Raw genomic sequence first — 25,669 nt, 5'->3', positions numbered from 1 at the left:
TCTGTGTGAATGAAATCGTTGGCCTTGAAGAGACGCGGATTGTTCATCCGGGTAGTCCTTCCTGGTCATAGAGCTCGCAATGGTCGCTTGTTGCGCTTGCAGGAGGCGACCCGAGCTCCCGTACGATTGCCATGACACGCTCCACGCTCTCTTCGGCGACGTCCTCCTTGTCGAGCCGATCGACATTCTCTCTCTCGGTCTTGGGGCCCATGGGCGTCTCCAAGGATAGAAAGTCCATAAAATGGGCCATCGGTCGCTTACGCAAAAGTCTTGCGCGGGTCGAAGGCATCGCGCACCGCCTCGCCGACGAAGATGAGCAGCGAGAGCATCAGCGAGATGACGATGAAGCCGGTGATGCCGAGCCAGGGCGCCTGAAGATTGGCCTTGCCCTGGGCGAGGAGCTCGCCGAGCGATGGCGAGCCAGGCGGCATGCCAAAGCCGAGAAAGTCGAGCGAGGTCAGCGTCGTGATCGAGCCGTTCAGGATGAACGGCATGAAGGTGAGGGTCGCCACCATGGCGTTCGGCAGGAGGTGCCGGAACATGATGGTGAGGTTCGACACTCCGAGTGCCCGCGCCGCCTTCACATATTCGAAATTGCGCGCCCTGAGGAACTCCGCCCTGACGACGCCGACGAGCGCCACCCAGGAAAAGAGCAGGAGGATGCCGAGGAGCACCCAGAATCCCGGCGGCAGGATCGATGAGATGATGAGGAGGAGATAAAGCGCCGGGATCGCCGTCCAGATTTCGATGAAGCGCTGGAAGAAGAGATCGACGCGCCCGCCGAAATAGCCTTGCACGGCACCGGCCGCGACGCCGACGATCGACGAAAACACGGTGAGCACGAGCCCGAAGAGCACGGATATGCGGAAGCCGTAGACGAGGCGGGCGACGACATCGCGGCCTTGGTCGTCGGTGCCGAGCCAATTCCAGTTCGACTTGTCGCAGAACCGTTCGAGCTGCTCCGTGTCGCCCGGACAGACGGAGCCGGCGATCCGCCAGGTCGGCGGAGCGGGAAAGCCGATCGGCCGCCCAAGCGCCTCACGCAGCTCTTCCGTCGGAAAATCGCGATTGACCGTGCGATAGGAGTAATGGATCGGCGGCCAGATCATCCAGCCATTGGCGTTGATCTCGTCGGAGATGAACGGGTCGCGGTAGTCCGTCGTCGCCAGGAAGCCGCCAAAGGTCTCCTCCGGATAATCGACGAGGATCGGGTAATAGAGCTCGCCCTTGTAGGAGAGCACGATCGGCTTGTCGTTGACGAGAACTTCGGCGATCAGCGACAGGCCGAAAAGAAGCAGGAAAAGCCACAAGGACCAGAAGCCGCGGCGGTTCTTCTTGAAATTGTCCCAGCGCCGCCTGTTGATCGGCGACATGGTGAAGAGTCGGCGGCCGGGTGCTGCCTCCTGCCCCGGCAGGGGCGCGGGCGCTTCCGGCTTGCCGGGATCCGGCGCATGCGGCGGTGTGGGCGTCGTCGGCCCTTCCGTCCTCGGCCCTTCCGTCCTCGGCGCGTCCGTCCTCGGTTCGTCCGTCTTCTTCGGATCGGTCTCGACCTCCATCGCTCAGACCTCCCGGCTTTCAAAATCGATCCGAGGATCGATCCAGGTGTAGGTGAGGTCGGAGACGAGCTGCACGATGAGGCCCATCAGCGAAAAGATGTAGAGCGTGGCGAAGACGACCGGATAATCGCGGTTGATGACGCTCTCGAAGGAGAGGAGCCCGAGCCCGTCGAGCGAGAAGATCGTCTCGATCAGGAGCGAGCCGGCGAAAAACGCCGAGACGAAGGCCGCCGGAAAGCCCGAAATGACGATGAGCATGGCGTTGCGGAAGACATGGCCATAGAGCACCTGGCGTTCCGTCAGGCCCTTCGCCCGCGCCGTCACCACATATTGTTTGCGGATCTCGTCGAGGAAAGAATTCTTGGTGAGAAGGGTGGTCGTGGCGAAGGCCGCAAGTGCCATCGAAATGAGCGGCAGCGCCAAGTGCCAGAAATAATCGACGAGCGCGTCCGGGTCGGTGATCCATTCCCAAAAGCCCATGCGCGCATATTGTTCAGACCAAAGGCCGCGCAGCGGGAACCAGTCGAAGAAGGAACCGCCGGCGAAGAACACGATCAGGAATATCGCGAAGAGGAAGCCCGGCACCGCATAGGCGATGATGACGACGGCAGAGGTCCACACATCGAATACCGAGCCGTCGCTGACGGCCTTGCGGATCCCGAGCGGGATGGAGATGACGTACGACAAAAGCGTCATCCAAAGCCCGAGAGAGATGGAGACAGGCAGCTTTTCCTTGATGAGGTCGATGACGGAGATATCGCGGAAATAGCTCTCCCCGAAATCGAAGCGGGCATAGTTCCACAGCATCAGCCCGAAGCGGGTGAGGGGCGGTTTGTCGAAGCCGAATTGCTTTTCGAGCTGGCGGATGAACTCCGGGTCGAGCCCCTGGGCGCCGCGATATTTGGAGGTGATGGCGGCATCCGAGCCGCTTTGATTGGTGTTGCCGGCGGCGGAGAAATCGCCGCCGCTCGATCCGCCGATACGTGCCGTCGCCGAGACGTCGGTGCCCTGGATCTGCGCGATCACGCGCTCTACGGGCCCGCCCGGAGCAAACTGCACGACGACGAAGCTGATCGCCATGATCCCGAGGATGGTCGGGATCATCAACAAGAGGCGTCTCAGGATATAGGCTGCCAATCCGTCTCCGTCGGCTCGTCGGTCTCAGCTCAGCCGGCCATGCCGATTCGCTTGGCCTTCTCCTCGTCGTACCACCAGGTGGTCTCGAAAGGAAAATTGTAGTCCGGCTTTGTCTCTGGGCGAGAGAACATGTCCCAACGCGCCACGCGATGCGCATCCTGGTACCATTGCGGCACGACGAAATAATGTGCGCGCAAGATCCGGTCGAGTGCCCGCAGGATGTTGCGGTGGGTGTCGCGGTCGTTGGCCGCGAGCGCCTGATCGATGAGAGCATCGACCGCTTTGAGGCGAATGCCCGCATAATTGCGCGAGCCCGGCAGATCCGCGGCGGCGCTGCCATAGGATGCGCGCAGCGATTCCAGGGGCGTTGCCGTGGAGCGAAAGCGCAGCCCGAGAACGTCGAAATTGAACTCCGAGGCGCGTGCCTGGTACTGCGCCGAATCGACGGGGCGGATCGATGCGTCGACACCGAGGCGGCGAAGCGAATCGACGAATTTGCCGAGAACGCGTTCCGACACCGGGTCGTTCTGAATCAGGAATTCGACCGAGAGGACATCGCCCTGGTTGTTGACGAGCCGGCCGCCGTTGCGGCTCCAGCCAGCCTGCCGAAGAAGCTCGTCCGCCCTGCGGAGATTGTCGCGATCGACGCCCGAACCATCGGAGGTCGGTGGCACCACTGCCGGCCCGAAGACGTCTTCCGGCAATTCTTCCCGGAAGGGTTCGAGGATCGCAAGTTCCGCGTCCGAAGGCTCGCCTTGGGCGGCATAGACGGATTTTTCAAACCAGGACGTCGTGCGCCGATAGGAATCGTAGAAGAGATTGGTGTTGAGCCATTCGAAATCGAAGGCGAGGCCGATCGCCTGGCGCGTGGCCGGGTCGGCGAATTTCCCGCGGCGGGTGTTGAAATACCACGCCTGGAAGTCGGGAAGCCTTTCGTCGGGCGTCAATTCCTTCGTCACCTTGCCGCTCACGACAGCCGGAAAATCATATTCGGTCGCCCAGCTCTTTGAGGAAAACTCTTCACGGAAGGTCACGGCGCCCTTCTTGAAGGCCTCGAACCCTGCCTGCCGGTCGCGGAAGAATTCGAGCCGGATCACGTCGAAATTGTGAAAGCCGCGATTGATGGGAAGATCCTTGGCCCAGTAATCCTCCACCCGCTGATATTCGATGAAGCGGCCCTGCTGCAGCTCGCCCACCTCATAGGGACCGGAGCCGAGGGGCGCTTCGAGCGTCGAAGCATCGAAGGCGCGGCCTTGATACCAGGCGCGCGAGAAGATCGGCAGCTGTGCGACGACGAGCTTCAGTTCCGGAGAATGCTTGCCCGATAGTTTGACGACGACATCGTGCTCGCCGTTCGCCTCGACGGAAACCATCTCCTTCAACGGCAGAAGCAGGTCCGGATGGCCTTTCTCTTTCAGGATATTCATCGAATAGACGACGTCGTCGGCGACGAGCGGCGTGCCGTCGTTGAAACGGGCTTCCTGGCGAAGATGGAAATGCAGTGTGAGGCCGTCTTCCGACACCTCGACGCTTTCCGCCACCAGACCGTAACAGGCGTCCGGCTCGTCGGACGCCCATTTCATCAGACTGTCGAAGGTGAGCTCCATGAGCGGCGGGGCGTCGCCGCGGATGACGAAAGAGGAGAGCGTGTTGAAGGTGAGAAAGCTCTGATTGTAGTAGGACTGGCTCGGCACCATGACGAGCCGCCCGCCGCGCGGCGCATCGGGCTTGACGTAGTCCAGATGCGCAAAATCGGCGCCGTATTTGAGGTCGCCGAAGAGCGACATTCCGTGTCGGGGGCCGGGGGGCGTCGCGGCATCGGCCATTCCGACGAGCCCTGGCGCGCCGATCAGTTTCGGCGCGATTGCAAGCGATGCAGCGCCCAGGAGAGCGCCTCGGCGGGTGAACGAAATCACTCTCCCATCCTCAATTTCTTTTCTTTCTCAGGGTCGATCCACCAGGAGTAGACGTCGACGCCCATATAGGAGGGTTGCTCTTCCGGGATGCCGAACTTGTTCCAGTAGGCAAGCCAGATTTTCGGCAGATTCCACTGCGGTACCATGTAGTAGTTCCACAGGAGCACGCGGTCGAGGGCGCGGGTCGCCGCGACCAGGCTCTGGCGATCCGGTGCGTAGACGATGTCATTGACGAGCTGATCGACCGCCTCGTTCTTGATCCCGGCCGCGTTGCGGCTGCCGCGCTGATCGGCGGCATAAGAGCCCCAATATTCGCGCTGTTCGTTGCCCGGCGACTGCGATTGCCCGAAAACCCCGGCGATGACGTCGTAATCGAAATCGTCGGTCAGCGCCTGATATTGGGCCGCATCGACGATGCGGATCGATGTTTCGATGCCGAGCCGGCGCAGCGTGTTGGCATAGGGTGAGAAGACCTTCTCGTCGTTCGGGTCGTTGCCGAGAAATTGGATGGTGAAGCGCTCGCCCGTCTCCTTGTTGAAGAGACCGCCGTCGCGCTGCTCCCATCCGGCCTCACGCAGAAGCTGCACCGCCTCGCGGAGATGGTCGCGCATCGCCTCGCGGCTGTCGTAGACGGGGAGCTTGAACTCCTCGGTGAAGACCTCGGGCGGGACCTTGTCGCGCACCTTCTCGAGATATTCGAGCTCCTGGCCTTCCGGCAGCCCGGTCTCTTCGAGCTCGGTGCCCTCGAAATAGCTGTTGGTGCGGCTGTAGAGGCCGAAGAAAAGGTTCTTGTTGAGGCTTTCGAAATCGAAGGCGAGCGTCAGCGCACGGCGCACGCGCCGGTCGGCAAACTTGTCCCGGCGGGTGTTGAGCACATAGGCCTGCATGGGCTCGCCCGACGTCGTCTCAAATTCTTCCTTCTTGACGTCGCCGCGCTGTACGGCAGGAAAATCGTAACCCTGAGCCCAGCGCTGGGCACGGTTCTCGGCACGGAAATCGTAGATGCCGCCCTTGGTGAAAGCTTCCCAGGACGCATTCGCATCGCGGAAATACTCGTAGCGGATCTCGTCGAAATTGTAGCGGCCGACCCGCAGCGGATGATCCTTGCCCCAGTAATCCGGCACGCGCTCCCAGACCACGCTGCGGCCCGGGATGAAGGATTTGATCCGATAAGGCCCCGAGGAGAGCGGCGGCTCCAGCGTCGGCTGAGTGATATCGCGCGTGTTGCCGTTCTTGTCGGTCCCCGTCCACCAATGCTTCGGCACGATGACGAGATCGCCCATGATGTTGGGGAGCTCGCGATTGCCCTTCTGGTCGAAGGTGAAGGTGACCTCACGCTCGCCAGTGATCTCGGCTTTGACGACGTTGTGGTAGTACTGGTTGTACTGCGGGTTGATCTCTTTGAGTGTCTCGAAGGACCAGACCACGTCCTCGGCTGTGATTGGCTCTCCGTCATGCCAGCGCGCCTTCGGATTGAGCCGGAAGGTCGCCGAGGAATAATCATCAGGATAGCTCATCGCCTCGGCGATGAGCGCGTAGCTGGTGCTCGGTTCTTCCTCGGACGGCTCCATCAGACTGTCGTAGCCGATGCCGCCGCGCGCATTGACGATCGACCCGAGGCCCGCCGCGACCGTGCCGCGGATGATGAAGGGATTGAGGCTGTCGAAGGTGCCGATCGCCACCTGGTTGAGCGTGCCACCCTTCGGCGCATCGACGTTGACGTAATCGTAGTGGGCGAAATCCGGTCCGTATTTTGGCTCCTTGATGAGCGACGTTGCGTGACGCCAGGTCTTCTCGTCGCGCGGCTGGCCCGCATCCTGTGCCTGCGCACTTACAAAGCCACCGAGGGTGAGCAGGCAGACGAGGGGAAGCCGGAGGAAACGTGCTGTCATGGAAGAGGCCGAATCTCGCTGTTTCGGAACATCATGATAAGCGCCGACGGATCGCGTTTCACCCGCCGAGACGCGATCTGACGAAAATTTAACCCGTTGTTTCGCCAGACAAAAGAACGCCGCGGCAAAGCCGCGGCGTCAACAGGGTCATTTTGTCCGGCTGCAAGGGCTCATTGCCCAGGCAACGGTGCCGGATTGTCGGACAACGTGCGTAGATAGGCGAGAAGCGCCGCGCGGTCCTCGTCCTTCTTCACGCCGGCGAAGATCATCTTCGTGCCCGGCACCACGCCGCGCGGATCGGCGAGGTAGGTGTCGAGATGGTTGTAGGTCCAGGTCCCGATCTCCTGCGCATGCTGCTTCATGGCATCCGTGTACTTGAAGCCTTCATGCGCTGCGGCTGGACGATTGACGATTTCCCAGAGGTTCGGGCCGATGCGGTTGGCGCCGCCCTTGTCGAAGGTATGGCAGGCGCGGCACTGCGCGGCGACCTTCTCGCCAGCCTCCGGTGAGGCATCGGCGATCATGGCGACCGTCGGGCTCGGCGGCTCCTGGTTCGCCGCAGGCGCCTCGGGCTGCTGCTGGGCTTCGGCCGTCTCCTGACCTGCTGGTGATGGCGCGGCCTCAGACTGCTGCGGGGCCTGCTGCGCGTTCTCGGGCTGCGATGCCGTGGGCTGCTCGCCCGCCTGTTGACCTGCCTGCTCGCCCTGTGCCTGCTCGCCCTGTGCCTGCTCGCCCTGTGCCTGCTCGCCCTGTGCCTGCTCGCCCTGTGCCTGCTCGCCCTGTGCCTGCTCTTGGCCGGCATTGCCGCTCGGCACATCGGAAGCACCCTGTTCGGTTGCCGATTGGGCCGTCTCTTCCGTCACTTCGCCTTCCGGAGCGGGCGTCCCGTCGCCGGTGGCGGCGGCAGGAGCTGGTGTCTCTTCCGGCGTCGCCTCGGCCTGCGTTCCTTCAGCTTCGCCTTCAGATGCAGCGGCTTCGTCGCCGCCTTCGGCCGACGCGGCTTCCGGCTCGGGCAGAGGCAGAGGATCGTCGGAGAGCGTGTGCAGATAGGCAATGACGTTGGCGCGGTCCTGATCGTCCTTGATGCCGGCGAAATTCATCGCCGTTCCGGGCACCGTACCCTTCGGATTGGTCAGGTAATTGTCGAGATGGTCAAACGTCCATTCGCCTTCGGTCTTGGCGAATTCCCGCATGGCGTCGGTGTAGCTGAAGCCGTCCTCCGACGCGACGGGACGTCCGACGACGTTCCAGAGCAGCGGACCGATTTTGTTGCCTTCGCCCTTTTGGAAGTTGTGGCAAGCCACGCATTGCTTGGCGGTACGCTGTCCGGCATCCGTGTCGGCATTGGCAAGGCGAACCGGCAGAGGTTCCGGGCCCGTGGGCTCGGCGGCGGCTTCGCTGCCGCTGTCCTCTTGGGCTGTTGCGATGACGTAGCCGGGCTCGTCCAGCTCCGGCGATTCAAACAGCATATCTCCGAGAACAGACAGGCCGAAGGCGACCAGCAGCGTCCCCAGGATCGCCATTGCATAGGTGTTCCAGGCGGGCGAATGCATTGAAATCTCTACTCCGCTTTATTGGCCGGGCTGCAAATAGGGCGCACCACACCCGGGAGGCAAGGCTGAGAGCGTTGAAGCTCTCGGTTTGACGGTTCCATCGCGGGCGTATAAGCCCGCCGCCGAAGTTCCTTTCCAGTGTATCTCGATGAATTTTCGATGAATCCTCTCATCGTTATCCCGGCACGGCTTGCCGCCACGCGGCTGCCGGAAAAACCACTCGCCGATATCGCCGGCCGTCCGATGATCGCCCATGTGGTGGATCGCGGCCGTGAGGCCGGGCTCGGACCGGTCGTCGTGGCGACCGACGAGAAGCGCATCGCCGAGGCGGCCGAAGCGGCTGGCGCGATCGCCATCATGACACGCGCCGACCATCCTTCCGGCTCCGATCGCATTGCCGAAGCGCTCGAGACATTCGATCCGGAAGGCCGGCACGACGTGATCGTCAATATGCAGGGCGATCTGCCGACGCTCGATCCGGCGACGCTCGCTGCGGCTCTGAAACCCCTCGCCGATCCGGAAGTGGCCATTTCCACGCTCACGGCCGAGATTTCCGAAGAAGGTGAGCGGACGAACCCCAATGTCGTGAAAATCGTCGGCACGCCCGTCGCGCCAGACCGGCTGCGTGCGCTTTATTTCACCCGCACGACGGCGCCTTACGGCGAGGGACCGCTGTTTCATCACATTGGACTTTATGTCTATCGGCGGGCCGCTCTGCAACGTTTTGTCGTATTGCCGCCAGGCATTCTGGAGCGTCGCGAAAAGCTGGAGCAGCTGCGGGCGCTCGAAAACGGCATGCGCATCGATGCTGCGATCGTCGAAACGGTCCCGCTCGGCGTCGACACAATGGCGGATCTGGAGCGCGCACGCGCCATCCTTGCAGGAGAAGCGGAATGAACATGGCTGAGGCCCGCCGGGTCGTCTTCCAGGGAGAACCCGGCGCCAACTCGCACATCGCCTGTCAGGATGTGTTTCCGGCGGCCGAGGCGGTGCCGCTCGCAACCTTCGAGGATTGCTTTCAGGCGATTGAGACGGGCGAGGCCGATCTCGGCATGATCCCGATCGAGAATTCCGTCGCCGGCCGGGTTGCGGACATTCACCACCTCCTGCCGTCCTCGACGCTCTCCATCATCGGCGAATATTTCCTGCCGATCCGCCACCAGCTTCTCGCCGTCAAAGGCGCGCGCCTTGAGGACGTGAAGACGGTACAAAGTCATGTCATGGCGCTCGGCCAGTGCCGCAAATTCCTGCGCGCCAATGGGCTGAAGGCGGAAGTGGCCGCCGATACTGCAGGCTCCGCCCATCAGGTGGCAGACCTTGGTGACAAGAGCCGCGCGGCAATCGCGACACGCCTTGCGGCCGAGGTTTACGGCCTCGACATTCTAGCCGAGGACATCGAGGACGAGGCGCACAACACCACACGCTTCATCATCCTGTCGCGGGAACCGCAGGAGCCGGCGATCGAGGCTGGGCCCGCCGTCACCACCTTCATCTTCCGCGTCCGCAACGTTCCGGCTGCGCTCTACAAGGCGCTGGGCGGGTTTGCGACCAATGGCGTGAACATGACGAAGCTCGAGAGCTATCAGCTCGGCGGCACCTTCTTCGCCACCCAGTTCTATGCCGATGTCGAAGGCCATCCGGACGATCCGATGGTGGCGCTCGCACTGGAAGAGCTGCAGTTCTTCTCAGCCGAGTTCCGGGTCGTCGGCGTCTATCCGGCCGATCCGTTTCGCGCCCATCAGGCCGAGCCGGAAGCGAACCGGGCGCTCAGGCCCTCGCGCGGGGCGTAAGGGGGTAGGATAGGGAAAGGGCGAGGGCCGCGAGGCGCTCGCTATTTTGCCTCCGCCCAATCGGCCCAGTCCGCAATGAGGCGGTGCGCGATCGCCATTTCGGGCGGTGCCGTCAAACCGTCGGGATGCGTGCCGGCGAGCATCCGCCGCACCTCTTCGCGGGTGAACCAGCGGCAATCTTCGAGCTCGCTCTCGTCACGCGTGATCTCGTTGGAGGCGGCCTCCGCATGGCAGCCGATCATCAGCGAGGAGACGAATGGCCAGGGCTGGCTGGAATGGTAACGCACGTGCCCCGTCCTGATTCCGGCCTCCTCGGCGATCTCGCGCCGCACTGCCGCTTCGATCGTCTCTCCCGGCTCTAGAAAGCCGGCAAGCGCCGAATACATTCCGGGCTGAAAGCGGTGCTGGCGGCCGAGAAGGCACGCTTCATGGTTTTGCGCGGAGTCGATGACGAGCATGATGACGACGGGATCGGTGCGCGGAAAATGCTCTCTCTCACAGGATGGACAGTGCCGCTTCACGCCGCCTGCCCGCATCTCCGTCTCGCTGCCGCATCTGGCGCAGAAACGGTGGTTCTGATGCCAGGCGAGAAGTGATCGCGCCTGGGCGAGCGCGCCGAGATTGTCTGCGGACAGGAGGCCCTGGACGGCAAGCGAGCGAAGATCGATCGCCCGCAGCGGCTCCGGCCATTCGTCTCGCGGCATCGCCATGGCGGCAAGTCGAGGCGTTGCGTCGGCAAATCCGAGAAGAATGAGGGTAGCAGGGTCGAAGCCGAGGGCCTCGGCCTCCTTAAACGTGAAGGCGGCCTGCGGCTCGGCAGCGATCTTCACGAGAGCGCGGTCCTCGCAAAAGAGGTGGATTCGCGCATCTGGCGCGCCGAGCGCGGTTTCGACCGCATGTTCCGCGCGATGCTCGCTCTGCCGGTCGAGGATGTTTCCAGCGAAGCCGTTTGCGGCGCTCATCTCAAGGAAGGGGCGGTCGAAGAAATCGGAGGACATTGCGCGATCTCAGGCCGAGATGGCCGTGAAGGCATCTTGCAGACGGCGGATGATCTGGTCTCTCGCGTCCGGGGCATAGGGTCTTGCAGGAACGGCGCCCCACACGGGTTTCGGCCAGGCCGGGTCGCCAACGAAACGGGCGATGACGTGGATGTGAAGCTGGCGCACCTCATTGCCGAGGGCGGCGACATTGAGCTTGTCGCAGCCTGTCACCTGCTTGAGCGCTCGCGCCGCCGCGTCGATCTCGGAGGTCAAGATGTTCTGCTGCGCAGCATCGAGATCGATGATCTCGGCAAGCTCGGGCCGAGCCGGCACCAGGATGAGCCATGGATAGGTGGCGTCGTTCATCAACCGGACATGGCAGAGCGGGAAGGCGGTGATCGGAAACGTATCCGCGGCGAGCCGGGGATGGAGAGAAAAGCCGGACATGATCTCGTGACCTAGAGCCTGGGTGAGGCTCTAACATCTGCCGCCACCGGCGCGAAGGGAGGATCTGTGGCAATTGACGCGGCGGCCAGCCCGGCTTACGCCACCGCAGCACCGATATGGGCAAGACCGGCAGCAACTCACCGGCAGGAGAAGACGAAGAAAATGGCCGATCACATCGAACTCGCGGCGACCATCGACGAGGCCTTCGAAAAGCGCGGCGAGCTCAGCCCGGAGACGCAAGGACCCGTGCGCGATGCCGTCGATGCGGCGCTCGATCTTCTCGACAGCGGCGAGGAGCGTGTGGCCGCGCCGGGACCTGACGGCAACTGGCACGTCAATCAATGGCTGAAGAAGGCGGTGCTCCTTTCCTTCCGCCTGACGCCAATGTCGGTGATCGAGGGCGGGCCGGGTGGCGCCGCGTGGTGGGACAAGGTGCCGTCGAAATTTGCCGGCTGGGGGGCCGCGGATTTCGAGAGCGCAGGATTTCGGGCAGTGCCGCATTGCGTGGTGCGCCGCTCCGCCTTCATCGCGCCGGGCGCTGTTTTGATGCCCTCTTTCGTCAATCTCGGCGCCTATGTCGGCGAGGGGGCGATGATCGACACCTGGGCGACAGTCGGCTCCTGTGCGCAGATCGGCAAGAATGTGCATCTTTCGGGCGGTGCGGGCATCGGCGGTGTGCTGGAGCCCCTGCAGGCCGGACCGGTCGTCATCGAGGACGATTGCTTCATCGGTGCGCGTGCCGAGGTCGCCGAAGGCGTCATCGTGCGCCAGGGCTCGGTCTTGTCGATGGGCGTCTATCTCGGCGCTTCGACAAAAATCGTCGATCGCAACACCGGTGAGGTGTTTATCGGGGAAGTGCCCCCATATTCTGTGGTCGTACCCGGCACGATGCCCAGCAAGAACCTGCCGGGGGAAAACTGGGGGCCGCAGCTTTATTGCGCCGTCATCGTCAAACGCGTCGATGAGCGCACCCGCGCCAAGACCTCGATCAACGAGCTCTTGCGCAGCTGACGCGTCCCGCCAGCATTTGGAGGCAAGATGGCGCGCAGCCTGCTTTGGCTTTTCTTCCGCTTTGATGGCCGCATCGGCCGCGAAGTCTACTGGCTCGCCAATTTCGGCGTGGTGGCGGTGCTCGCCTTCCTGCTGCAGCCGGACGTCCACCCGCAGACGGGGGATGTCACCTTCCAGAATCCCACGCTCGCTAGCTTCGCTCTGATCGTCGGAATGGTCTGCTCCATCGCCATCGGCGTGAAGCGGCTGCACGATTTCAACGCGACGGGCGCCTTTGCGGCGATCCTACTCGTTCCCGTTCTGTCGATTTTCGCTACCATTGCTTTCGGTGTCGTGCGGGGCACCGGCGGACGCAACAGGTTTGGCGAGGCCCCGAACCTGCCGCCGAGTTGAGGGAGGCCGAGGATGGACTGGAAGTACCTCTATACGAGTTTCGAAGGGCGCATTGCACGCAAGGATTGGTGGATCGGCGTCATCGGCCTCTTCATCGTCTCTCTGCTCGCGACGCTGCTTTTCGGCAATGACGGGCTGATCGCTTTTCTGATTTCCGTCTTTCTCTTTCTTGCCGGCATCGCCTGTCACGTGAAACGTTTTCACGACCGCGGCCGCTCCGGCTGGTGGGCGCTCATCATTCTGATCCCGGTGATCGGACCGATCTGGGCCATCGTCGATCTCGGCCTGCTGGAGGGAGAGCCGGACGCCAACAGTTGGGGTCCTCCCCCGGAAACGCGTCTCATTCCGTGACTGCGATCGACCCCGTCCAGCTGGCGCGCGATCTCATTCGTGCGCCTTCGGTGACGCCGGAGGCGGCGCCGGCGCTCGACGTCCTCGAGGCGGCACTGAAGCCGCTCGGTTTTTCGGTCGATCGACCGGTTTTTTCCGACGTCGCCACACCGGACGTGGAAAACCTCTTCGCTGTGATCGGCGAGGGTGATTACCATCTCACTTTTGCCGGTCATGTCGATGTGGTGCCGCCCGGAGAGGAGGCCGCCTGGCGGCATCCGCCTTTTTCTGGCGCGCTCGAGGAGAACCTCGTTTACGGCCGCGGCGCCGTCGATATGAAGGGGGCGATTGCGGCGATGGTCGCCGCCTTCTCGCGTTTCAAAGCACGCCGTGGCGACTTTTCGGGGCGCTTTTCCTTCCTCATCACGGGCGATGAAGAAGGCCCCGGCATCAACGGCACGGCCAAGCTCCTCGATTGGGCGAAAACCCGAGGACATGAATTCTCGGGCGCGCTCGTCGGCGAGCCGACATCTTCCGACTGGGTCGGAGATCAAGTGAAAATCGGCCGGCGCGGCAGCTATTCTGCGACCATCATCGCGCATGGACGGCAAGGCCACGCTGCCTATCCGCATCTCGCCGAAAACGCGGTGCCTCGCTTAATGACGCTGCTCAAGGGGCTGACGGCGACGCCGCTCGATGCGGGGAGCGAGCATTTCGAGCCTTCGACGCTCGAGGTGGTTGACGTTGCGACGGGCAATAACGCCTGGAACGTCATTCCCGGAGAGGCGCGGGCGCGCTTCAACAGCCGCTTCAATGATTGCTGGACGCGTCAAAGCCTGCGCGCTGAGGTCGAAAGACGGCTGAGCGAGGCGGCAAAAGGCGAGATCCATTGGAGCCTGGAAGAGGGGCAACCGCCGAGCGATTCCTTTCTCGCCCGTGATGAGGCGCTGATCGGCAGCCTCAGCAGCGCCGTTTCCGCCATCGTCGGCGCGCGCCCGCGCCTGTCGACGGGGGGCGGGACATCGGATGCGCGCTTTATCAAGGATTATTGCCCGGTCGTGGAGCTCGGCCTCGTCGGCTCCACGATGCATCAGACCGACGAGAGGGTGCCCGCCGCCGATCTCGAGGAGCTGACGCGCATTTACGAAGCTTTTCTGGACAGCATCTTCGCCCGCACGCAATGATCTTCTCTTACTGCATCCAACAAGTCACCGGCGCCTGGAAGGTGATGAACGGCCGGGCCGAAGGGCTGCAGGAACTCGATTTGACGCTGGAGGGGTTCTGGCGTTCGTTCGGTGCGGTCATCCTCATCATTCCGTTCACGCTCATTGCGATCTCCTCCGAGAAAATTGCCCTGACGGCGACCGATCACGCCGTGACGGTTCTGGCCGGCAGTTTCGTCTCTTTGCGATTGTTCGGCCTGGCGCTCGATTGGATCGCATTTCCGATCTTCTTCGCGCTGGTGGCCCGTCCGCTCGGGGTCGCCACGCACTATGTGCCGTTCATCGTGGCCCGCAATTGGAGTGCGGTGATTATCGCCGGTATGTTCGCGCTGCCGCACGCGCTCCACGCGACAGGCTTCGTGCCGCTCCCGGTTCTCTCCTTCCTCCTGCTCGCGCTGTTTGTGGTCGCCTTGCGCTTTTCCTATCTGGTGGTGCGCACTGCGCTTGCCGTGCCGGTGATGATGGCGGTGCCGGTCGTTCTGCTGCAGCTCTTGATCGGGATTTTGATCGAGGTGAGCCTCGACCGCATCTTCGTCGGGGTGATGTAGTCGGCGCCGCTCAGGCGGCGTCTTCCGGATAGTCGACCTGTGCCAGATAAAGCCCGTCGGGCGGTGCCAGCGGGCCGCAGCGGCGGCGGTCGCATGCGGCAAGCGCCTCGGCGACGTGCCGCGCCCGCCACTTTCCCTCGCCGACGAGTTTCAGCGTGCCGACGAAGGAACGCACCTGGCTGTGCAGGAAAGAGCGCGCGGAGGTCTCGACCACGACTGTCTCGAGCTCGCGCCGCACGCTGATCTGGTCGAGCGTCTTTACGGGGCTCTTCGCCTGGCACTCGGCCGCTCGGAAGGTGGTGAAATCGTGCTTTCCGACGAGACATTGCGCAGCTTCGTGCATGGCATCGGTATCGAGCGGCACCAGCACCTGCCAGGCGCGCCCGCGCTCAATGGCGAGCGGTGGGCGGCGGTTGACGATGCGGTAGAGATAATGCCGCTTTTCGGCCGAGAACCGCGCATCGAAATCGGCAGCGACTTGCCGCGCCGCGAGGATCGCAACTGGCGCGGGTCGCAGATGCGCGTTGAGGGCGTCGCGCACCGTGTCGTCCGGCCAGTCTTTCTGCAGGTCGCAATGCGCCACCTGGCCGAGTGCATGCACGCCCGTATCGGTGCGGCCGGCGCCCCGGATCCGGATCTCTTCGCCCGTGAAGGCAAAGATCGCATCTTCGATCGCCGCCTGCACGGAAGGGCCCGTCGTCTGCCGTTGCCAGCCGACGAAAGGGGCGCCGTCATATTCGATCAGGAGGCGGTAGCGGGGCATAACGAGGCTCTGCCGAAGGGCGCCAGGGCGTGCTGTCTCACGCGACGAGGATGCGGAAATCGGCCGGCAGGCCGCGCAGTGCCGCCTCGGCCTCCATCGCCTGCTTGCCAGCGCGCTGCACCTCGACGAGACGGATGGCGCCTTCGCCGCAGGCGATCGTCGTTCCTTTCAGGAATTCGCCCGCTCGACCGGAGCCCTCGACTTTTTCCGATCGCAGAACTTTCACACGTTCGCGCTTGCCGCCCGCCTCGATTTCGAACCAGGCGCCGGGGAAGGGTGAGAGGCCGCGGATGCGATTGTGCACCTCGCCCGAAGGATGCGACCAGTCGATCTTCGCTTCACCCTTGTCGATCTTTGAGGCGTAGGTGATGCCCTCTTCCGCCTGAGGCGTGGCCGTCAGCGCCCCGCGCTCCAGCGCGCCGAGCGCCCGCACCATCAAATCGGCGCCGAGGCGCGCCAGCCGGTCGTGCAGCTGTCCCGTCGTCTCGTCAGGGCCGATCGGCGTCTTTTCGGCAAGGCAGACCGGGCCGGTGTCGAGACCTTCGTCCATGCGCATGACCATGACGCCCGTTTCCGGATCGCCCGCGATCACGGCGCGCTGGATCGGAGCTGCCCCACGCCATCGTGGCAGAAGCGAGCCGTGGAGATTGAGGCAGCCGTCTCTTGGCGCCTCCAGAATCGGCTTCGGCAGGATGAGGCCGTAGGCGACGACAACGGCGACGTCGGCCTGAAGTGCCGCAAATTCCGCCTGAGCCTCTTCGTTTTTGAGGCTCTTCGGTGTGCGCACCGGAATGCCGAAGCGCTCGGCATGAAGATGCACCGGGCTCTTGCGCTCCGCCATGCCGCGGCCGGCCGGGCGCGGCGGCTGCGTGTAGACGGCTGCGATCTCGTGGCCTTGGCCGACGAGCTCGAGGAAAGTCGGCACGGCGAAATCCGGCGTGCCCATGAAAATCACTTTGAGTGTCATCGCCTGTCCCTTTGCCCCTTCCGGGGACGGCTACATGGCCGAACTGGCGCTGCGTTCTTTCTCGCGCGCCGCCTTGGTGAATCGGCGAATGACCATGTCGCGCTTCAGCTTGGAGAGATAATCGATAAAGAGGACGCCGTTCAAATGGTCGACCTCGTGTTGGATGCAGGTGGCGAGAAGACCATCGGCCTCTAGCTCCTGTTCCTTGCCGTCATAGTCGCGGTAGGTGACCTTCACCCGGGCCGGGCGCTCCACATCGGCGAAATATTCCGGGATCGACAGGCAGCCTTCCTCGTGCACGTTCGGATCGTCTGAGCGCCAAACGATCTGCGGATTGATGAGAAACAGCGGCTCGCGCTTGTCCTCTTCGCGGCTCACATCGATGGTGATGACCCGCTTCGGCACGCCGACCTGGATGGCGGCCAGGCCGATGCCCGGCGCCTCGTACATCGTCTCCAGCATATCATTGAGGAGCTTCTGGATCGGCTCGCTCATCCCCTCCACGGGATCGCTGAGCTTGCGCAGGACGGGGTCGGGAAGAGTGACGATGTCGAGTTTGGCCATGGCCCTCGCGACTTAGGGTTTCCGGGGGCTCCGGTCAATGTCGAGTGACGGCCGAGTGCGCGCGGCGAATCAGCTATGTTCATGGAATGGACTCATGGTCGCCCGTCTTTGCCGATGCGCTTGCCAGACTTGCAGACGCCGACCCGCTTGTGTTGTCGGCCGCGGGCTTCTGCGGGCTTGTGCTCCTCTTCGTGCTCATCCTCACTTTGCGGGCAGGCGCGAAGAACCGCCGGCTGGCCGCCGAGGCGAGCGCGCAGGCGACAGAGATGCGCGGTGAGCTCTCAGCTCTTCTTAAAACCCAGGCGGAAATGTCGGGGCGCATGCAGTCGATGGCGGAGATTTTCGGCAGCCGCCAATCGGAGCTCAATCGGCATCTCTCTGAGCGTCTCGACGGCATCGGCCATCGTCTCAACCGCTCCGTCGGCGAGGCCGCGCAGAACACGGGCGAAAATCTGCGCCAGCTGCACGAGCGGCTTGCCGTTCTCGACAGGGCGCAAAAGAACATCACCGAGCTTGCCGGCCAGGTGACGACCCTGTCGAATATCCTGGGCAACAAGCAGACGCGCGGCGCTTTCGGCCAGGCCCGCATGGAGGCGATCGTCGCCGACGGCCTGCCGAAGGGCGCCTACCAGTTCCAGGCGACGCTGAAATCCGGCGCCCGGCCCGATTGCCTCATTTTCATGCCGAACGGGGTGCCACCGCTCGTCGTCGACGCCAAGTTTCCGCTCGAAGGTTACAACGCCCTCAAGGACGCGGAGACGGCGGAGACCAGGAAGGCGGCGCAGGCGCAGTTCCGCACCGATCTCCTGAAGCATATCCGCGACATTCAGGAGCGTTATCTCGCCCCCGGCGAGACGCAGGACACGGCCTTCATGTTCGTGCCCTCGGAGACGGTCTTCGGCGAAATTCACGAACGCTTCGAGGAGGTCGTGCAGCGCGCCTATCGGGCGCGCGTCGTCATCGTCTCGCCCTCGCTCCTGATGCTGTCGATCCAGGTGATGCAGGCCGTCCTGCGCGATGCGCGGCTGCGCGAGCAGGCGCATGTCATCCAGGAAGAGGTGATGTCCTTGATGGAGGATCTCGGACGCCTCGACGAGCGTGTCAGAAAGCTCGCCACGCATTTTGGCCAGACGAGCCGCGACATCGAACAGATCCTGATTTCGAGCGACAAGCTACAAAAGCGCGGTGCCCGGATCGAGGGGTTGGGCTTCGGCGAGGAAGCGGAGGAGGAAAAGCTCGCGGCAGGCGGCGAGGGGTAGGGCAGAGCGGTTGTCGGCAACACGGAGGGCGGGCCACGTTTCCGTCCCTCCCTTTCGAAGAAGGCCTTTCAGCGCGCCGCCCGTGCGAGCCCGTGTTCGATAAGTCGGTCGATGACTTCGGCGTAGCCGACGCCGCTTGCCGTCATCGCCTTGGAATACATGCTGATATCGGTGAAGCCGGGGATGGTGTTGAGTTCGTTGACGAGAATGCGCCCCTCCGCCGTGATGAAGAAGTCGACGCGGGCCATGCCGTCGCAGCCGAGCGCCCGGAACGCCTTTGCGGCAAGGGTGCGGATTTCGGTTTCGAGATGAGGCGGCAAATCCGCGGGGACCTTCAAGGCCGCACCGGTCTCGTCGATATACTTGGCGTCATAGCTGTAGAAGCCGTGACGTTCCGCTGGCACGATCTCGCCCGGACGCGAGACGAAGAGTTCGCCTTTCGGGTTTTCAAGGACGGCGCATTCGATCTCACGGCCGGCGATGAATTCCTCCGCAAGCAGCCTTGTGTCGTGACGAAAGCCTTCTGCAAGGGCTGCGGCAAAGCTCGCCTCGCTCGTCACTTTGCTCACCCCGACCGACGAGCCCTGCCGCGCCGGTTTTATGAAGATGGGCAGTCCGAGCGCGCCTTCGATTTCGGCGAAGGAAGGGTCGTCTCCCGATGGGATCGTGACCGCCCGCGCGACCGGCACATCGGCTTCCGTCAGGAGGCGTTTGGCGATGTCTTTGTCGATCGCGGTTGCCGAGCCAAGGATCCCACAGCCGACGAAGGCAACGCCCGCCGTCTCCGCCAGACCTTGAACCGAGCCGTCCTCACCGAAGAGGCCGTGCAGGACGGGAAAAAGGATGTCGATCGGAGCGATCTCTCCGACCTGTCCTTCAGGCGGCAGCGCCAGCATGCGTCCCTTGCCGCCAGGCAGAAGGGCGAGTTCTGTCCCCGTCTCGGGCGTCGTCGGGCGGCCGTCTTCGAAATGGCTTTCAAGCCAGCGTCCGTCGCGAGTGATGAAGACCGGGACGAGATCGTATCTCGCAGGATCGAGCGCTCGCATGACATTGGTCGCCGACATGATCGAAACATCATGCTCCGCCGAACGACCTCCGAAAAGGACGGCGATGCGCATGCGCGAGGACGGAGAGGTCATGGTGGCTCCTGCAGGAGATTCCTGAAAAGTGCGTGGCTAAAACGCCGTCCTGGCCCGCATGGCCGCCGCGAGCGTGCCGTCGTCGAGATAATCGAGCTCGCCGCCGACGGGAACGCCATGGGCGAGCCGTGTGACCTTGACGTGACACGAGGCGAGCTCGTCGGTGAGATAATGCGCCGTCGTCTGGCCCTCTACCGTGGCATTGACGGCGAGGATGATCTCCGTGACCTCAGGCGCCGATGCGCGGCCGAGAAGGGTGTCGATGGCAAGATCGTCAGGCCCGATCCCGTCGAGCGGGGCAAGCACGCCGCCGAGCACATGGTAGCGCGCTTTGGTGGCGGCGGCGCGCTCCAGTGCCCAGAGGTCGCCGACGTCTTCGACGACCACGATGGTGGCGGGGTCGCGCGCCGGATCGGAGCACACCGAGCATGGATCGCGACTGTCGATATTGCCGCAAACGGAGCAGACCTTTGCCGCCTCCGCCGCCTCGCGTGCCGCATTGGCGAGCGGAACGAGCAGCGTCTCTTTCTTTTTGATGAGCGCAAGCGCGGCGCGTCGGGCCGAACGCGGCCCGAGCCCCGGCAGGCGGGAGAGGGCCTGGATCAGTTTCTCGATCTCCGGCCCGACAGTGGAAGCGGCCATGATGTCCTGCGCGGAATCCTAGAACGGCAGCTTCATGCCCGGAGGCAGCGGCAGGCCGGAGGTGAGCTCTGACATTTTCTCCTGCGTCGCCTGGTCCGCCTTGCCGCGGGCGTCGGCCACGGCGGCGACGATAAGGTCTTCCAGGATCTCCGTCTCGTCCTCTTTCATGAGCGAGGGATCGATCTTGACCGATTTGAGCATGCCCTTGCCATCGACCACGACGGAGACGAGCCCGCCGCCGGAAGAGCCCGCGACCTCCATCGCGGCCACCTCCTCCTGCAGTTCCTGCATCTTTCCCTGAAGCTCTTTGGCTTGCTTCATCATGCCCATGAGATCGCGCATGGCCTTAGTCATCCTCTCTTGATGGGTCGGGTGCCTCACCCGCCTCGTCGTCATTGTCGTCTTCTTCGGGGCGGGAGCGTACGGCGACGATCTCTGCGCCCGGAAAGCGTTCCAGAACCTTCTGCACGATGGGATCGGCTTCCGCCTCTGCCATCAGCCGCGCATCTTCAGCCTGCTTCACTTCGCGCAGGGTCTGCGCACCGCTCGATTGGCTGACGATGACGACCCAGCGCTGGCCGGTCCATTCGGAAAGGGCAGCGGAAAGCCGCTGCGGCAGATCCGGCAAGGCCCCCTCGTCGAGCGCAATCTCCACCCGTCCGTCTTCGATCTTGACCGGCCGCACGAAGCGCTCAAGCGCGTTGACGAGGCGGATATCGCGCCGGGCGCGACCTTCGGCAACGATGTCGGCGAAACTCTGCAGCCTCGGCCCGGCCTGGCTCTGTGCCGTGCGGGGTGCTGTGGCCGGCTGGTGCTGCGGCTCAGGGCGTGCCCGTGCCCCGCCATTGCCAGAATGCACAAGCCGCGCCTGCGGCGGGGGAGGCGGGGCGGAGCCACCGCCTCCATCGGGACGTCGCGCTCCGCTGCCGGATCTGTCCTGCTCGTCGGCGAGCGCCTTCAGCGCCTCTTCCGGGGTCGGCAGATTAGCGGCATGGCAGAGGCGTACGATCACCATGTCTGCCGCCTGTTCCGGATGCGCGGCAAGCTGCGCTTCCTGGATGCCTTTCAGGAGGATCTGCCAGGCGCGCGAAAGGATCGAGACGGCAAGCGTGCCGGCGAGCGCTTCCCCGCGCACCCGCTCCGTCTCGGAAATGGCGCTTGAAGGCGCCGTCCCGGGCGCGAGCTTGGAGACGGTTACGTAATGGCAGAATTCCGCAAGATCGGTGAGCACGGTGACGGGGTCGGCGCCGCGTTCGTGCTGCAGCCGCAATTCGGCAAGGGCCGACGCCGTATCGCCCTTCATCACCTCTTCGAACAGGTCGACGATGCGGGCACGGTCGGCCAGCCCCAGCATGTCGTGCACCGTCTCGGCGCCGACCCGGCCGGCGCCATGGGCGACCGCCTGGTCGAGGATGGAAAGCGCGTCGCGCACCGAGCCTTCGGCTGCACGCGCCACCATCCGGAGGGCCTCGGCTTCGACCTCGAAGCCTTCCTTTCCGGCGATGGAATTGAGATGCGCGATGAGTTCGGAGGCATCGACGCGTTTCAAATCGAAACGCTGACAGCGCGACAGGACCGTCACCGGCACTTTGCGAATCTCGGTCGTCGCGAAGATGAATTTCACATGCGGCGGCGGCTCTTCGAGCGTCTTCAGCAGCCCGTTGAAGGCCGCCTTAGACAGCATGTGCACCTCGTCGATGATGTAGACCTTGTAACGCGCCGAGGTGGGTGCGTAGCGGGCCGAATCGATGATGTCGCGGATGTCGTCGATGCCGGTATGGGAGGCGGCATCCATCTCCATGACATCCGGATGGCGTCCTTCCATGATGGCACGGCAATGCACGCCCTCTTCGGAAAATTCCACCGTCGGCGCGCCGTCGCCCTCTTTGGGCTGATAATTGAGGCCGCGAGCGAGAATGCGCGCCGTCGTGGTTTTGCCGATGCCTCTGACGCCGGTCAGCATCCAGGCATGCGGGATGCGGCCGGCCCTGAAAGCATTTTTCAGGGTGCGCACCATCGCCTCCTGGCCGATCAGATCGTCGAAGCCGGAGGGGCGGTATTTGCGGGCGAGAACCTGGTAGCCGGGCGCAGCGCTCATCGTGTTGTTTTAGAGCATGATCGGCTTGGGTTGAATGCCGGACGCGATAAGCGCTCCAAACGATGTTCCCTTTGATGCCGCGCCAACGAAAAGGCCGCCTTGCGTGGCGGCCTGATTGGAAGAAGGAGACTGGACGACGACCCGCGTCGAATTCGTTGGGGCTGCTTCCTTCCGGACCTGACCCGATTGGCGAAGGACGCGCCCGTCGCCAGCCTCCCGGCGCCTATATGACGATTTTGCGCCGCGCCCGCAAGGGGAGCGCGTGACTTGCGCGATAGGGCGCTTTGTCCGGGGCGGAAGATAGCGGAACGACTGCTAAACGCCGCGCGCGGCGGCAATCTCTTCGACGAAGGCGGCGAGATCGTCGGTGACGAAATCCACATGCTCGGCGCCGTCATGGCCCTCCATCTCCCATTCGGCATGGAAGACTTCGCGTGTGCCGGATGGCACGACGAGGACGGTGCGCATACCAAAATCTTTCGGCACGACGAGGTTGCGCGACAGGTCCTCGAACATTGCGGCTTTCGCAGGCGCGATATCGAAACGCTCGACGAAGCGCCGGTAGGTCTCCTCGCGCGGCTTGGGCAGAAGGTCGGCGGCGACGATATCGAAGATGTCTTCGAAATGATTCGAGAGACCGAGCTGCGTTGCCGTTTGCTCCGCATGTGCCCTTGAGCCGTTGGTGAAGATAAATTTGCGGCCGGGCAGGCGAGCGATCGCAGCCGCAAGCTCGGGTGCCGGGGCGAGCGCCGAACGGTCGATGTCGTGAACAAATTGCAGGAAGCTGTCGACATCGACGTCGTGTTCCAGCATCAGGCCGCGCAGCGATGTGCCGTGCCGCTCGTAAAATTCTTTCTGGATACGGTGGGCTTCAGCCTCATCGACATTCAAGAGATCTCGGACATAGCTGCGAATGCGCTCGTCGATCTGCACGAAGAGGTTCGAATCGCGCGGATAGAGAGTGTTGTCGAGATCGAAGATCCATGCCTCGACTTCAGCGAAGACGCTGAGATCTTCACGGCTGTGAGGTGCGATGTCTTCTGCTGCGAGTGCGTTCATGCCGTCTGCTTACGCGATTTCGTAAACATGTGCACGGCTTGCTTTGGTGAGGCTGACATGTCGCCGACACCACCGCTCGGTGCCTTATCATGCGAGATCGAAATGCCGGGCGCGTTGCGGGCTGCATTCTCGTCCGCCCGATTGACAGGAGGATCGACAAAAAGAAGATAACGAGATATATAACCTTGCATTGAAATGAGGAGAGCTCCCTTGCCGGAAGATGTCGTTCGCGCGCTTGGTTTTCTCTGCCTCGGCACGCGCTTGAGGCGCATCGGCGAACGGCTTCAGGCTGATACCGATGCGATCCTGGCAACGAAGGAACTGGCGATCAATGCTAGCCACTATCCCTATCTCGCAAGCCTCGACCGCCTCGGATCGATGACGCTCGGAGATCTTGCCGAAGCCGTCGGCGTCAGCCAGCCGGGTGCGACGCGGGCCGTCAATCAGCTGATCGGCCAGGGCCTCCTCAAGGCGGAAGCGTCGCTTCAAGATCGGCGGTGCAAGATCGTCGACCTCACCGATGAGGGACGCCAGTTGGTGGAAGCCGGCAAAAGCGAGGTCTGGCCACGTATCGAGGCGGCGGTGGCCGATCTCTGCAGAGACCTCCGCGGACCACTCCTTCAGCAGCTTGCAGAGCTCGAAGACGGTCTCGCCGAGGCGTCGCTCGCTCGCCGTACGGAGGGCCGATCAGAACGATGAGCCCGCTCGAAGAAGAAAACCTCCGTCGTCCGATCTGGACAGCGCTCGCCACCCGCCATGCCCATCTCGCCGAAGGTGGAGCGGGCGCCCGCCGCTATCCGGCCGACATCAGTCCCTTTGCCGCGTCCGGAGATGACTGCGCGGAGAGCCTCGCCGCGTTGGAGAGGCTCTGCCGGCTGGGTGAGAGGATGGTGTTCCTCCAGCGTGATCCTGTTGCTCTGCCCGAGGGGTTCGCGGTCGCTCTCGAAGCAGACGGCGTGCAGATGGTGGGAGAGGGACCCTTCCCGAGGATTGAAGATGCGCGGATCGTCCCGCTCGGCCCCGACGACGCGGAGGCGATGCTGGCGTTGGCAGAGCTGACGAAGCCCGGACCGTTCTCCCTGAAAGCCCAGAGACTCGGCCGCTTTTGGGGCGTGAAAGAAAACGGCAGGCTGATCGCCATGGCGGGCGAGCGGCTGAAACTGCCGGGAATGACCGAACTGAGCGGCCTTTGTACACGGCCGGAGGTGCAAGGACGGGGCCTCGGCCGCCTGCTTCTCGCCTTCGTCGCCGGCGAGATTGTCGCCCGCGGCGAGCGCGTTTTCCTGCATGCCTTCGCGTCGAACGAAAATGCGATACGTCTTTATGAGACCGCTGGCTTTCGCCTCCACACACATTTGCACGTGGTCATGGCGGAGAAAGCCTAGGGAAAAGCGCGTCTGTCGGCTCCGTCCTCAGGCGGTGCGCTCTGGCGCTCCATCGGGACGGATGCGTGTTCCCGCACCATGCACCGTGAAGAGTTCCAGAAGTACCGAATGCGGCGCCTTGCCGTCGACGATCACGACGCTTTCGACACCCCGCTCCACCGCCTCGATGCAGGTCTCAACCTTGGGAATCATGCCGCCGCTGATGGTGCCGTCGGCGATGAGGGCACGCGCTTCGGCGACGGTAAGTTCGTCGATCAGCTTTCCCGATTTGTCGAGCACACCCGAGACGTCGGTGAGGAAGAGGAGGCGCTTGGCTTCCAGCGCTCCGGCGATGGCGCCGGCAAAGGTATCGGCGTTGATGTTGTAGGTTTCGCCGTCGCGGCCGGGCGCCACCGGCGCGATGACCGGGATCATTTCGGAGCGCGCAAGAAGGTCGAGCAGCGTCCGGTCGACCTCCACCGGCTCGCCGACGAAACCGAGATCGACCACCTTCTCGATATTGGAATCGGGATCGACGACCGTGCGCTTCAGCTTTTCGGCGAAGACCATATTGCCGTCCTTGCCGCAAAGCCCGATCGCCCATTCGCCCTGGGCGTTGATGAGAGCGACGATCTCTTTGTTGATGGAGCCGGCCAGCACCATTTCGACCACTTCGACGGTCTTGCGGTCGGTCACGCGCAGGCCGCCCTTGAACTCCGAGACGATGCCCATTTTTTCAAGCATGCCGCCGATCTGCGGCCCGCCGCCATGGACGACGATCGGGTTGACGCCGGACTGCTTCAACAGAGCGATATCGCGTGCGAAGGCCGTGGCGAGATGCTGATCGCCCATGGCATGCCCGCCATATTTGACGACCACCGTGCGCCCCTCGTAGCGCTGCATATAGGGCAAGGCCTCGGAAAGGAGTCTTGCCTGGTCGTACGCTTCGCTCTTGCTGGATTCGCTCATCGATGGCTCCGAAGATCAAGGGCCGAAAGACGTCGGTGACGCGCGGCCGAGGGAGAGGATCTGGAGGGC

General features: G+C 63.4%; 27 protein-coding genes and 1 other RNA gene. 10 read left to right on the top strand and 18 right to left on the bottom strand.

The annotated features are described in order from the left end of the window. Positions 1-43: 43 nt before the first annotated feature. The 6 genes from J2R99_RS05145 to J2R99_RS05120 form a co-directional block, all read right to left on the bottom strand. Positions 44-211 (bottom strand): helix-turn-helix domain-containing protein, encoded by a 168-nt coding sequence (locus J2R99_RS05145; protein ID WP_307153394.1) that lies wholly within the window; start codon positions 209-211, stop codon positions 44-46. A 46-nt stretch (positions 212-257) separates the two neighbouring features. Further along, positions 258-1,373, bottom strand: a complete 1,116-nt coding sequence (locus J2R99_RS05140) for an ABC transporter permease (protein WP_307154147.1) — start codon at positions 1,371-1,373, stop codon at positions 258-260. Positions 1,374-1,559: 186 nt separating this feature from the next. Next, complete coding sequence (locus J2R99_RS05135) at positions 1,560-2,693, bottom strand: microcin C ABC transporter permease YejB (protein WP_307153393.1); 1,134 nt, start codon at positions 2,691-2,693, stop codon at positions 1,560-1,562. Positions 2,694-2,722: 29 nt separating this feature from the next. Further along, positions 2,723-4,609 carry an extracellular solute-binding protein gene (locus tag J2R99_RS05130; protein WP_307153392.1) on the bottom strand — a complete coding sequence of 629 codons (1,887 nt, stop codon included), beginning with the start codon at positions 4,607-4,609 and terminating at the stop codon, positions 2,723-2,725. Beyond that, on the bottom strand, positions 4,606-6,501 hold the full coding sequence (locus J2R99_RS05125; protein WP_307153391.1) for an extracellular solute-binding protein: 1,896 nt from the start codon (positions 6,499-6,501) through the stop codon (positions 4,606-4,608). The genes J2R99_RS05130 and J2R99_RS05125 overlap by 4 nt, the downstream gene beginning before the upstream one ends. 170 nt (positions 6,502-6,671) lie before the next feature. Further along, on the bottom strand, positions 6,672-8,054 hold the full coding sequence (locus tag J2R99_RS05120) for a c-type cytochrome (RefSeq protein WP_307153390.1): 1,383 nt from the start codon (positions 8,052-8,054) through the stop codon (positions 6,672-6,674). A 159-nt stretch (positions 8,055-8,213) separates the two neighbouring features. Between J2R99_RS05120 and J2R99_RS05115 the strand changes: the two genes are divergently transcribed. After that, complete coding sequence (locus J2R99_RS05115) at positions 8,214-8,951, top strand: 3-deoxy-manno-octulosonate cytidylyltransferase (RefSeq protein ID WP_307153389.1); 738 nt, start codon at positions 8,214-8,216, stop codon at positions 8,949-8,951. Between the two features lie 2 nt (positions 8,952-8,953). Continuing rightward, positions 8,954-9,844, top strand: a complete 891-nt coding sequence (locus J2R99_RS05110) for a prephenate dehydratase (RefSeq protein WP_307154146.1) — start codon at positions 8,954-8,956, stop codon at positions 9,842-9,844. Positions 9,845-9,885: 41 nt separating this feature from the next. Here the strand turns inward: J2R99_RS05110 and nudC are convergent, their stop codons facing one another. Together nudC and J2R99_RS05100 are read right to left on the bottom strand one after the other, a co-directional pair. After that, positions 9,886-10,842 carry an NAD(+) diphosphatase gene (gene nudC, locus J2R99_RS05105; protein ID WP_307153388.1) on the bottom strand — a complete coding sequence of 319 codons (957 nt, stop codon included), beginning with the start codon at positions 10,840-10,842 and terminating at the stop codon, positions 9,886-9,888. Between the two features lie 9 nt (positions 10,843-10,851). Beyond that, positions 10,852-11,271: an HIT domain-containing protein gene (locus J2R99_RS05100; protein ID WP_307153387.1), complete on the bottom strand. Its 420-nt coding sequence runs from the start codon at positions 11,269-11,271 to the stop codon at positions 10,852-10,854. A gap of 162 nt (positions 11,272-11,433) precedes the next feature. Here J2R99_RS05100 and dapD point away from each other — a divergent pair, with 162 nt between their 5' ends. Genes dapD through J2R99_RS05075 form a run of 5 tightly spaced genes read left to right on the top strand, consistent with a single transcriptional unit; the run spans position 11,434 to position 14,776 of the window. Continuing rightward, positions 11,434-12,282, top strand: coding sequence for a 2,3,4,5-tetrahydropyridine-2,6-dicarboxylate N-succinyltransferase (gene dapD / locus J2R99_RS05095; RefSeq protein WP_307153386.1), 849 nt, complete (start codon positions 11,434-11,436; stop codon positions 12,280-12,282). A 27-nt stretch (positions 12,283-12,309) separates the two neighbouring features. Next, on the top strand, positions 12,310-12,675 hold the full coding sequence (locus tag J2R99_RS05090) for a DUF805 domain-containing protein (protein WP_307153385.1): 366 nt from the start codon (positions 12,310-12,312) through the stop codon (positions 12,673-12,675). Positions 12,676-12,687: 12 nt separating this feature from the next. Beyond that, the gene (locus tag J2R99_RS05085; protein ID WP_307153384.1) at positions 12,688-13,026 is read left to right on the top strand and encodes a DUF805 domain-containing protein; all 339 of its coding nucleotides are present in this window, start codon (positions 12,688-12,690) and stop codon (positions 13,024-13,026) included. Further along, a complete protein-coding gene (gene dapE / locus J2R99_RS05080; protein ID WP_307153383.1) occupies positions 13,023-14,189 on the top strand; it encodes a succinyl-diaminopimelate desuccinylase in 1,167 nt (388 codons plus the stop codon). The genes J2R99_RS05085 and dapE overlap by 4 nt, the downstream gene beginning before the upstream one ends. Beyond that, a complete protein-coding gene (locus tag J2R99_RS05075; RefSeq protein WP_307153382.1) occupies positions 14,186-14,776 on the top strand; it encodes a hypothetical protein in 591 nt (196 codons plus the stop codon). The genes dapE and J2R99_RS05075 overlap by 4 nt, the downstream gene beginning before the upstream one ends. Positions 14,777-14,786: 10 nt before the next feature. Here J2R99_RS05075 and truA read toward each other — a convergent pair whose 3' ends face one another. From truA to def, 3 genes are read right to left on the bottom strand one after another with little or no spacing between them, the layout of a single operon-like run. Then, entirely contained in the window at positions 14,787-15,539 is a 753-nt protein-coding gene (gene truA / locus J2R99_RS05070) for a tRNA pseudouridine(38-40) synthase TruA (RefSeq protein WP_307153381.1), read from the bottom strand. A gap of 37 nt (positions 15,540-15,576) precedes the next feature. Further along, complete coding sequence (gene fmt, locus J2R99_RS05065; RefSeq protein WP_307153380.1) at positions 15,577-16,506, bottom strand: methionyl-tRNA formyltransferase; 930 nt, start codon at positions 16,504-16,506, stop codon at positions 15,577-15,579. A 30-nt stretch (positions 16,507-16,536) separates the two neighbouring features. After that, entirely contained in the window at positions 16,537-17,070 is a 534-nt protein-coding gene (gene def / locus J2R99_RS05060; protein ID WP_307153379.1) for a peptide deformylase, read from the bottom strand. Between the two features lie 86 nt (positions 17,071-17,156). On the opposite strand from def, the gene J2R99_RS05055 reads away from it, so the two are divergent. Then, entirely contained in the window at positions 17,157-18,329 is a 1,173-nt protein-coding gene (locus tag J2R99_RS05055) for a DNA recombination protein RmuC (RefSeq protein ID WP_307153378.1), read from the top strand. A 68-nt stretch (positions 18,330-18,397) separates the two neighbouring features. On the opposite strand, the gene J2R99_RS05050 is transcribed toward J2R99_RS05055, so the two are convergent. From J2R99_RS05050 to J2R99_RS05025, 6 genes are all read right to left on the bottom strand, one after another. After that, positions 18,398-19,468 carry a D-alanine--D-alanine ligase family protein gene (locus J2R99_RS05050; RefSeq protein WP_307153377.1) on the bottom strand — a complete coding sequence of 357 codons (1,071 nt, stop codon included), beginning with the start codon at positions 19,466-19,468 and terminating at the stop codon, positions 18,398-18,400. Positions 19,469-19,504: 36 nt separating this feature from the next. Next, positions 19,505-20,110 (bottom strand): recombination mediator RecR, encoded by a 606-nt coding sequence (gene recR / locus J2R99_RS05045; protein ID WP_307153376.1) that lies wholly within the window; start codon positions 20,108-20,110, stop codon positions 19,505-19,507. An 18-nt stretch (positions 20,111-20,128) separates the two neighbouring features. After that, on the bottom strand, positions 20,129-20,452 hold the full coding sequence (locus J2R99_RS05040) for a YbaB/EbfC family nucleoid-associated protein (RefSeq protein WP_307153375.1): 324 nt from the start codon (positions 20,450-20,452) through the stop codon (positions 20,129-20,131). A gap of 4 nt (positions 20,453-20,456) precedes the next feature. Then, positions 20,457-22,208: a DNA polymerase III subunit gamma/tau gene (locus tag J2R99_RS05035; protein ID WP_307153374.1), complete on the bottom strand. Its 1,752-nt coding sequence runs from the start codon at positions 22,206-22,208 to the stop codon at positions 20,457-20,459. Between the two features lie 121 nt (positions 22,209-22,329). After that, positions 22,330-22,425, bottom strand: an RNA gene (gene ffs, locus J2R99_RS05030) — signal recognition particle sRNA small type. Between the two features lie 98 nt (positions 22,426-22,523). After that, positions 22,524-23,267 carry a pyrimidine 5'-nucleotidase gene (locus J2R99_RS05025; RefSeq protein ID WP_307153373.1) on the bottom strand — a complete coding sequence of 248 codons (744 nt, stop codon included), beginning with the start codon at positions 23,265-23,267 and terminating at the stop codon, positions 22,524-22,526. Positions 23,268-23,477: 210 nt separating this feature from the next. On the opposite strand from J2R99_RS05025, the gene J2R99_RS05020 reads away from it, so the two are divergent. Both J2R99_RS05020 and J2R99_RS05015 read left to right on the top strand, forming a co-directional pair. Then, positions 23,478-23,966 (top strand): MarR family winged helix-turn-helix transcriptional regulator, encoded by a 489-nt coding sequence (locus J2R99_RS05020; RefSeq protein WP_307153372.1) that lies wholly within the window; start codon positions 23,478-23,480, stop codon positions 23,964-23,966. After that, positions 23,963-24,652, top strand: coding sequence for a GNAT family N-acetyltransferase (locus J2R99_RS05015; RefSeq protein ID WP_307153371.1), 690 nt, complete (start codon positions 23,963-23,965; stop codon positions 24,650-24,652). Before J2R99_RS05020 ends, J2R99_RS05015 begins: the two co-directional genes overlap by 4 nt. Before the next feature lie 27 nt (positions 24,653-24,679). Here the strand turns inward: J2R99_RS05015 and argB are convergent, their stop codons facing one another. Then, positions 24,680-25,600 carry an acetylglutamate kinase gene (gene argB, locus J2R99_RS05010; protein ID WP_307153370.1) on the bottom strand — a complete coding sequence of 307 codons (921 nt, stop codon included), beginning with the start codon at positions 25,598-25,600 and terminating at the stop codon, positions 24,680-24,682. Positions 25,601-25,669 lie beyond the last annotated feature (69 nt).

The sequence above is a fragment of the Rhodopseudomonas julia genome, assembly GCF_030813515.1.
Taxonomy (GTDB): Bacteria; Pseudomonadota; Alphaproteobacteria; order Rhizobiales; family Afifellaceae; genus Afifella; species Afifella julia.
Note: the sequence above shows the minus strand (reverse complement) of the source record. Positions and strands in the feature narration are given on the sequence as shown.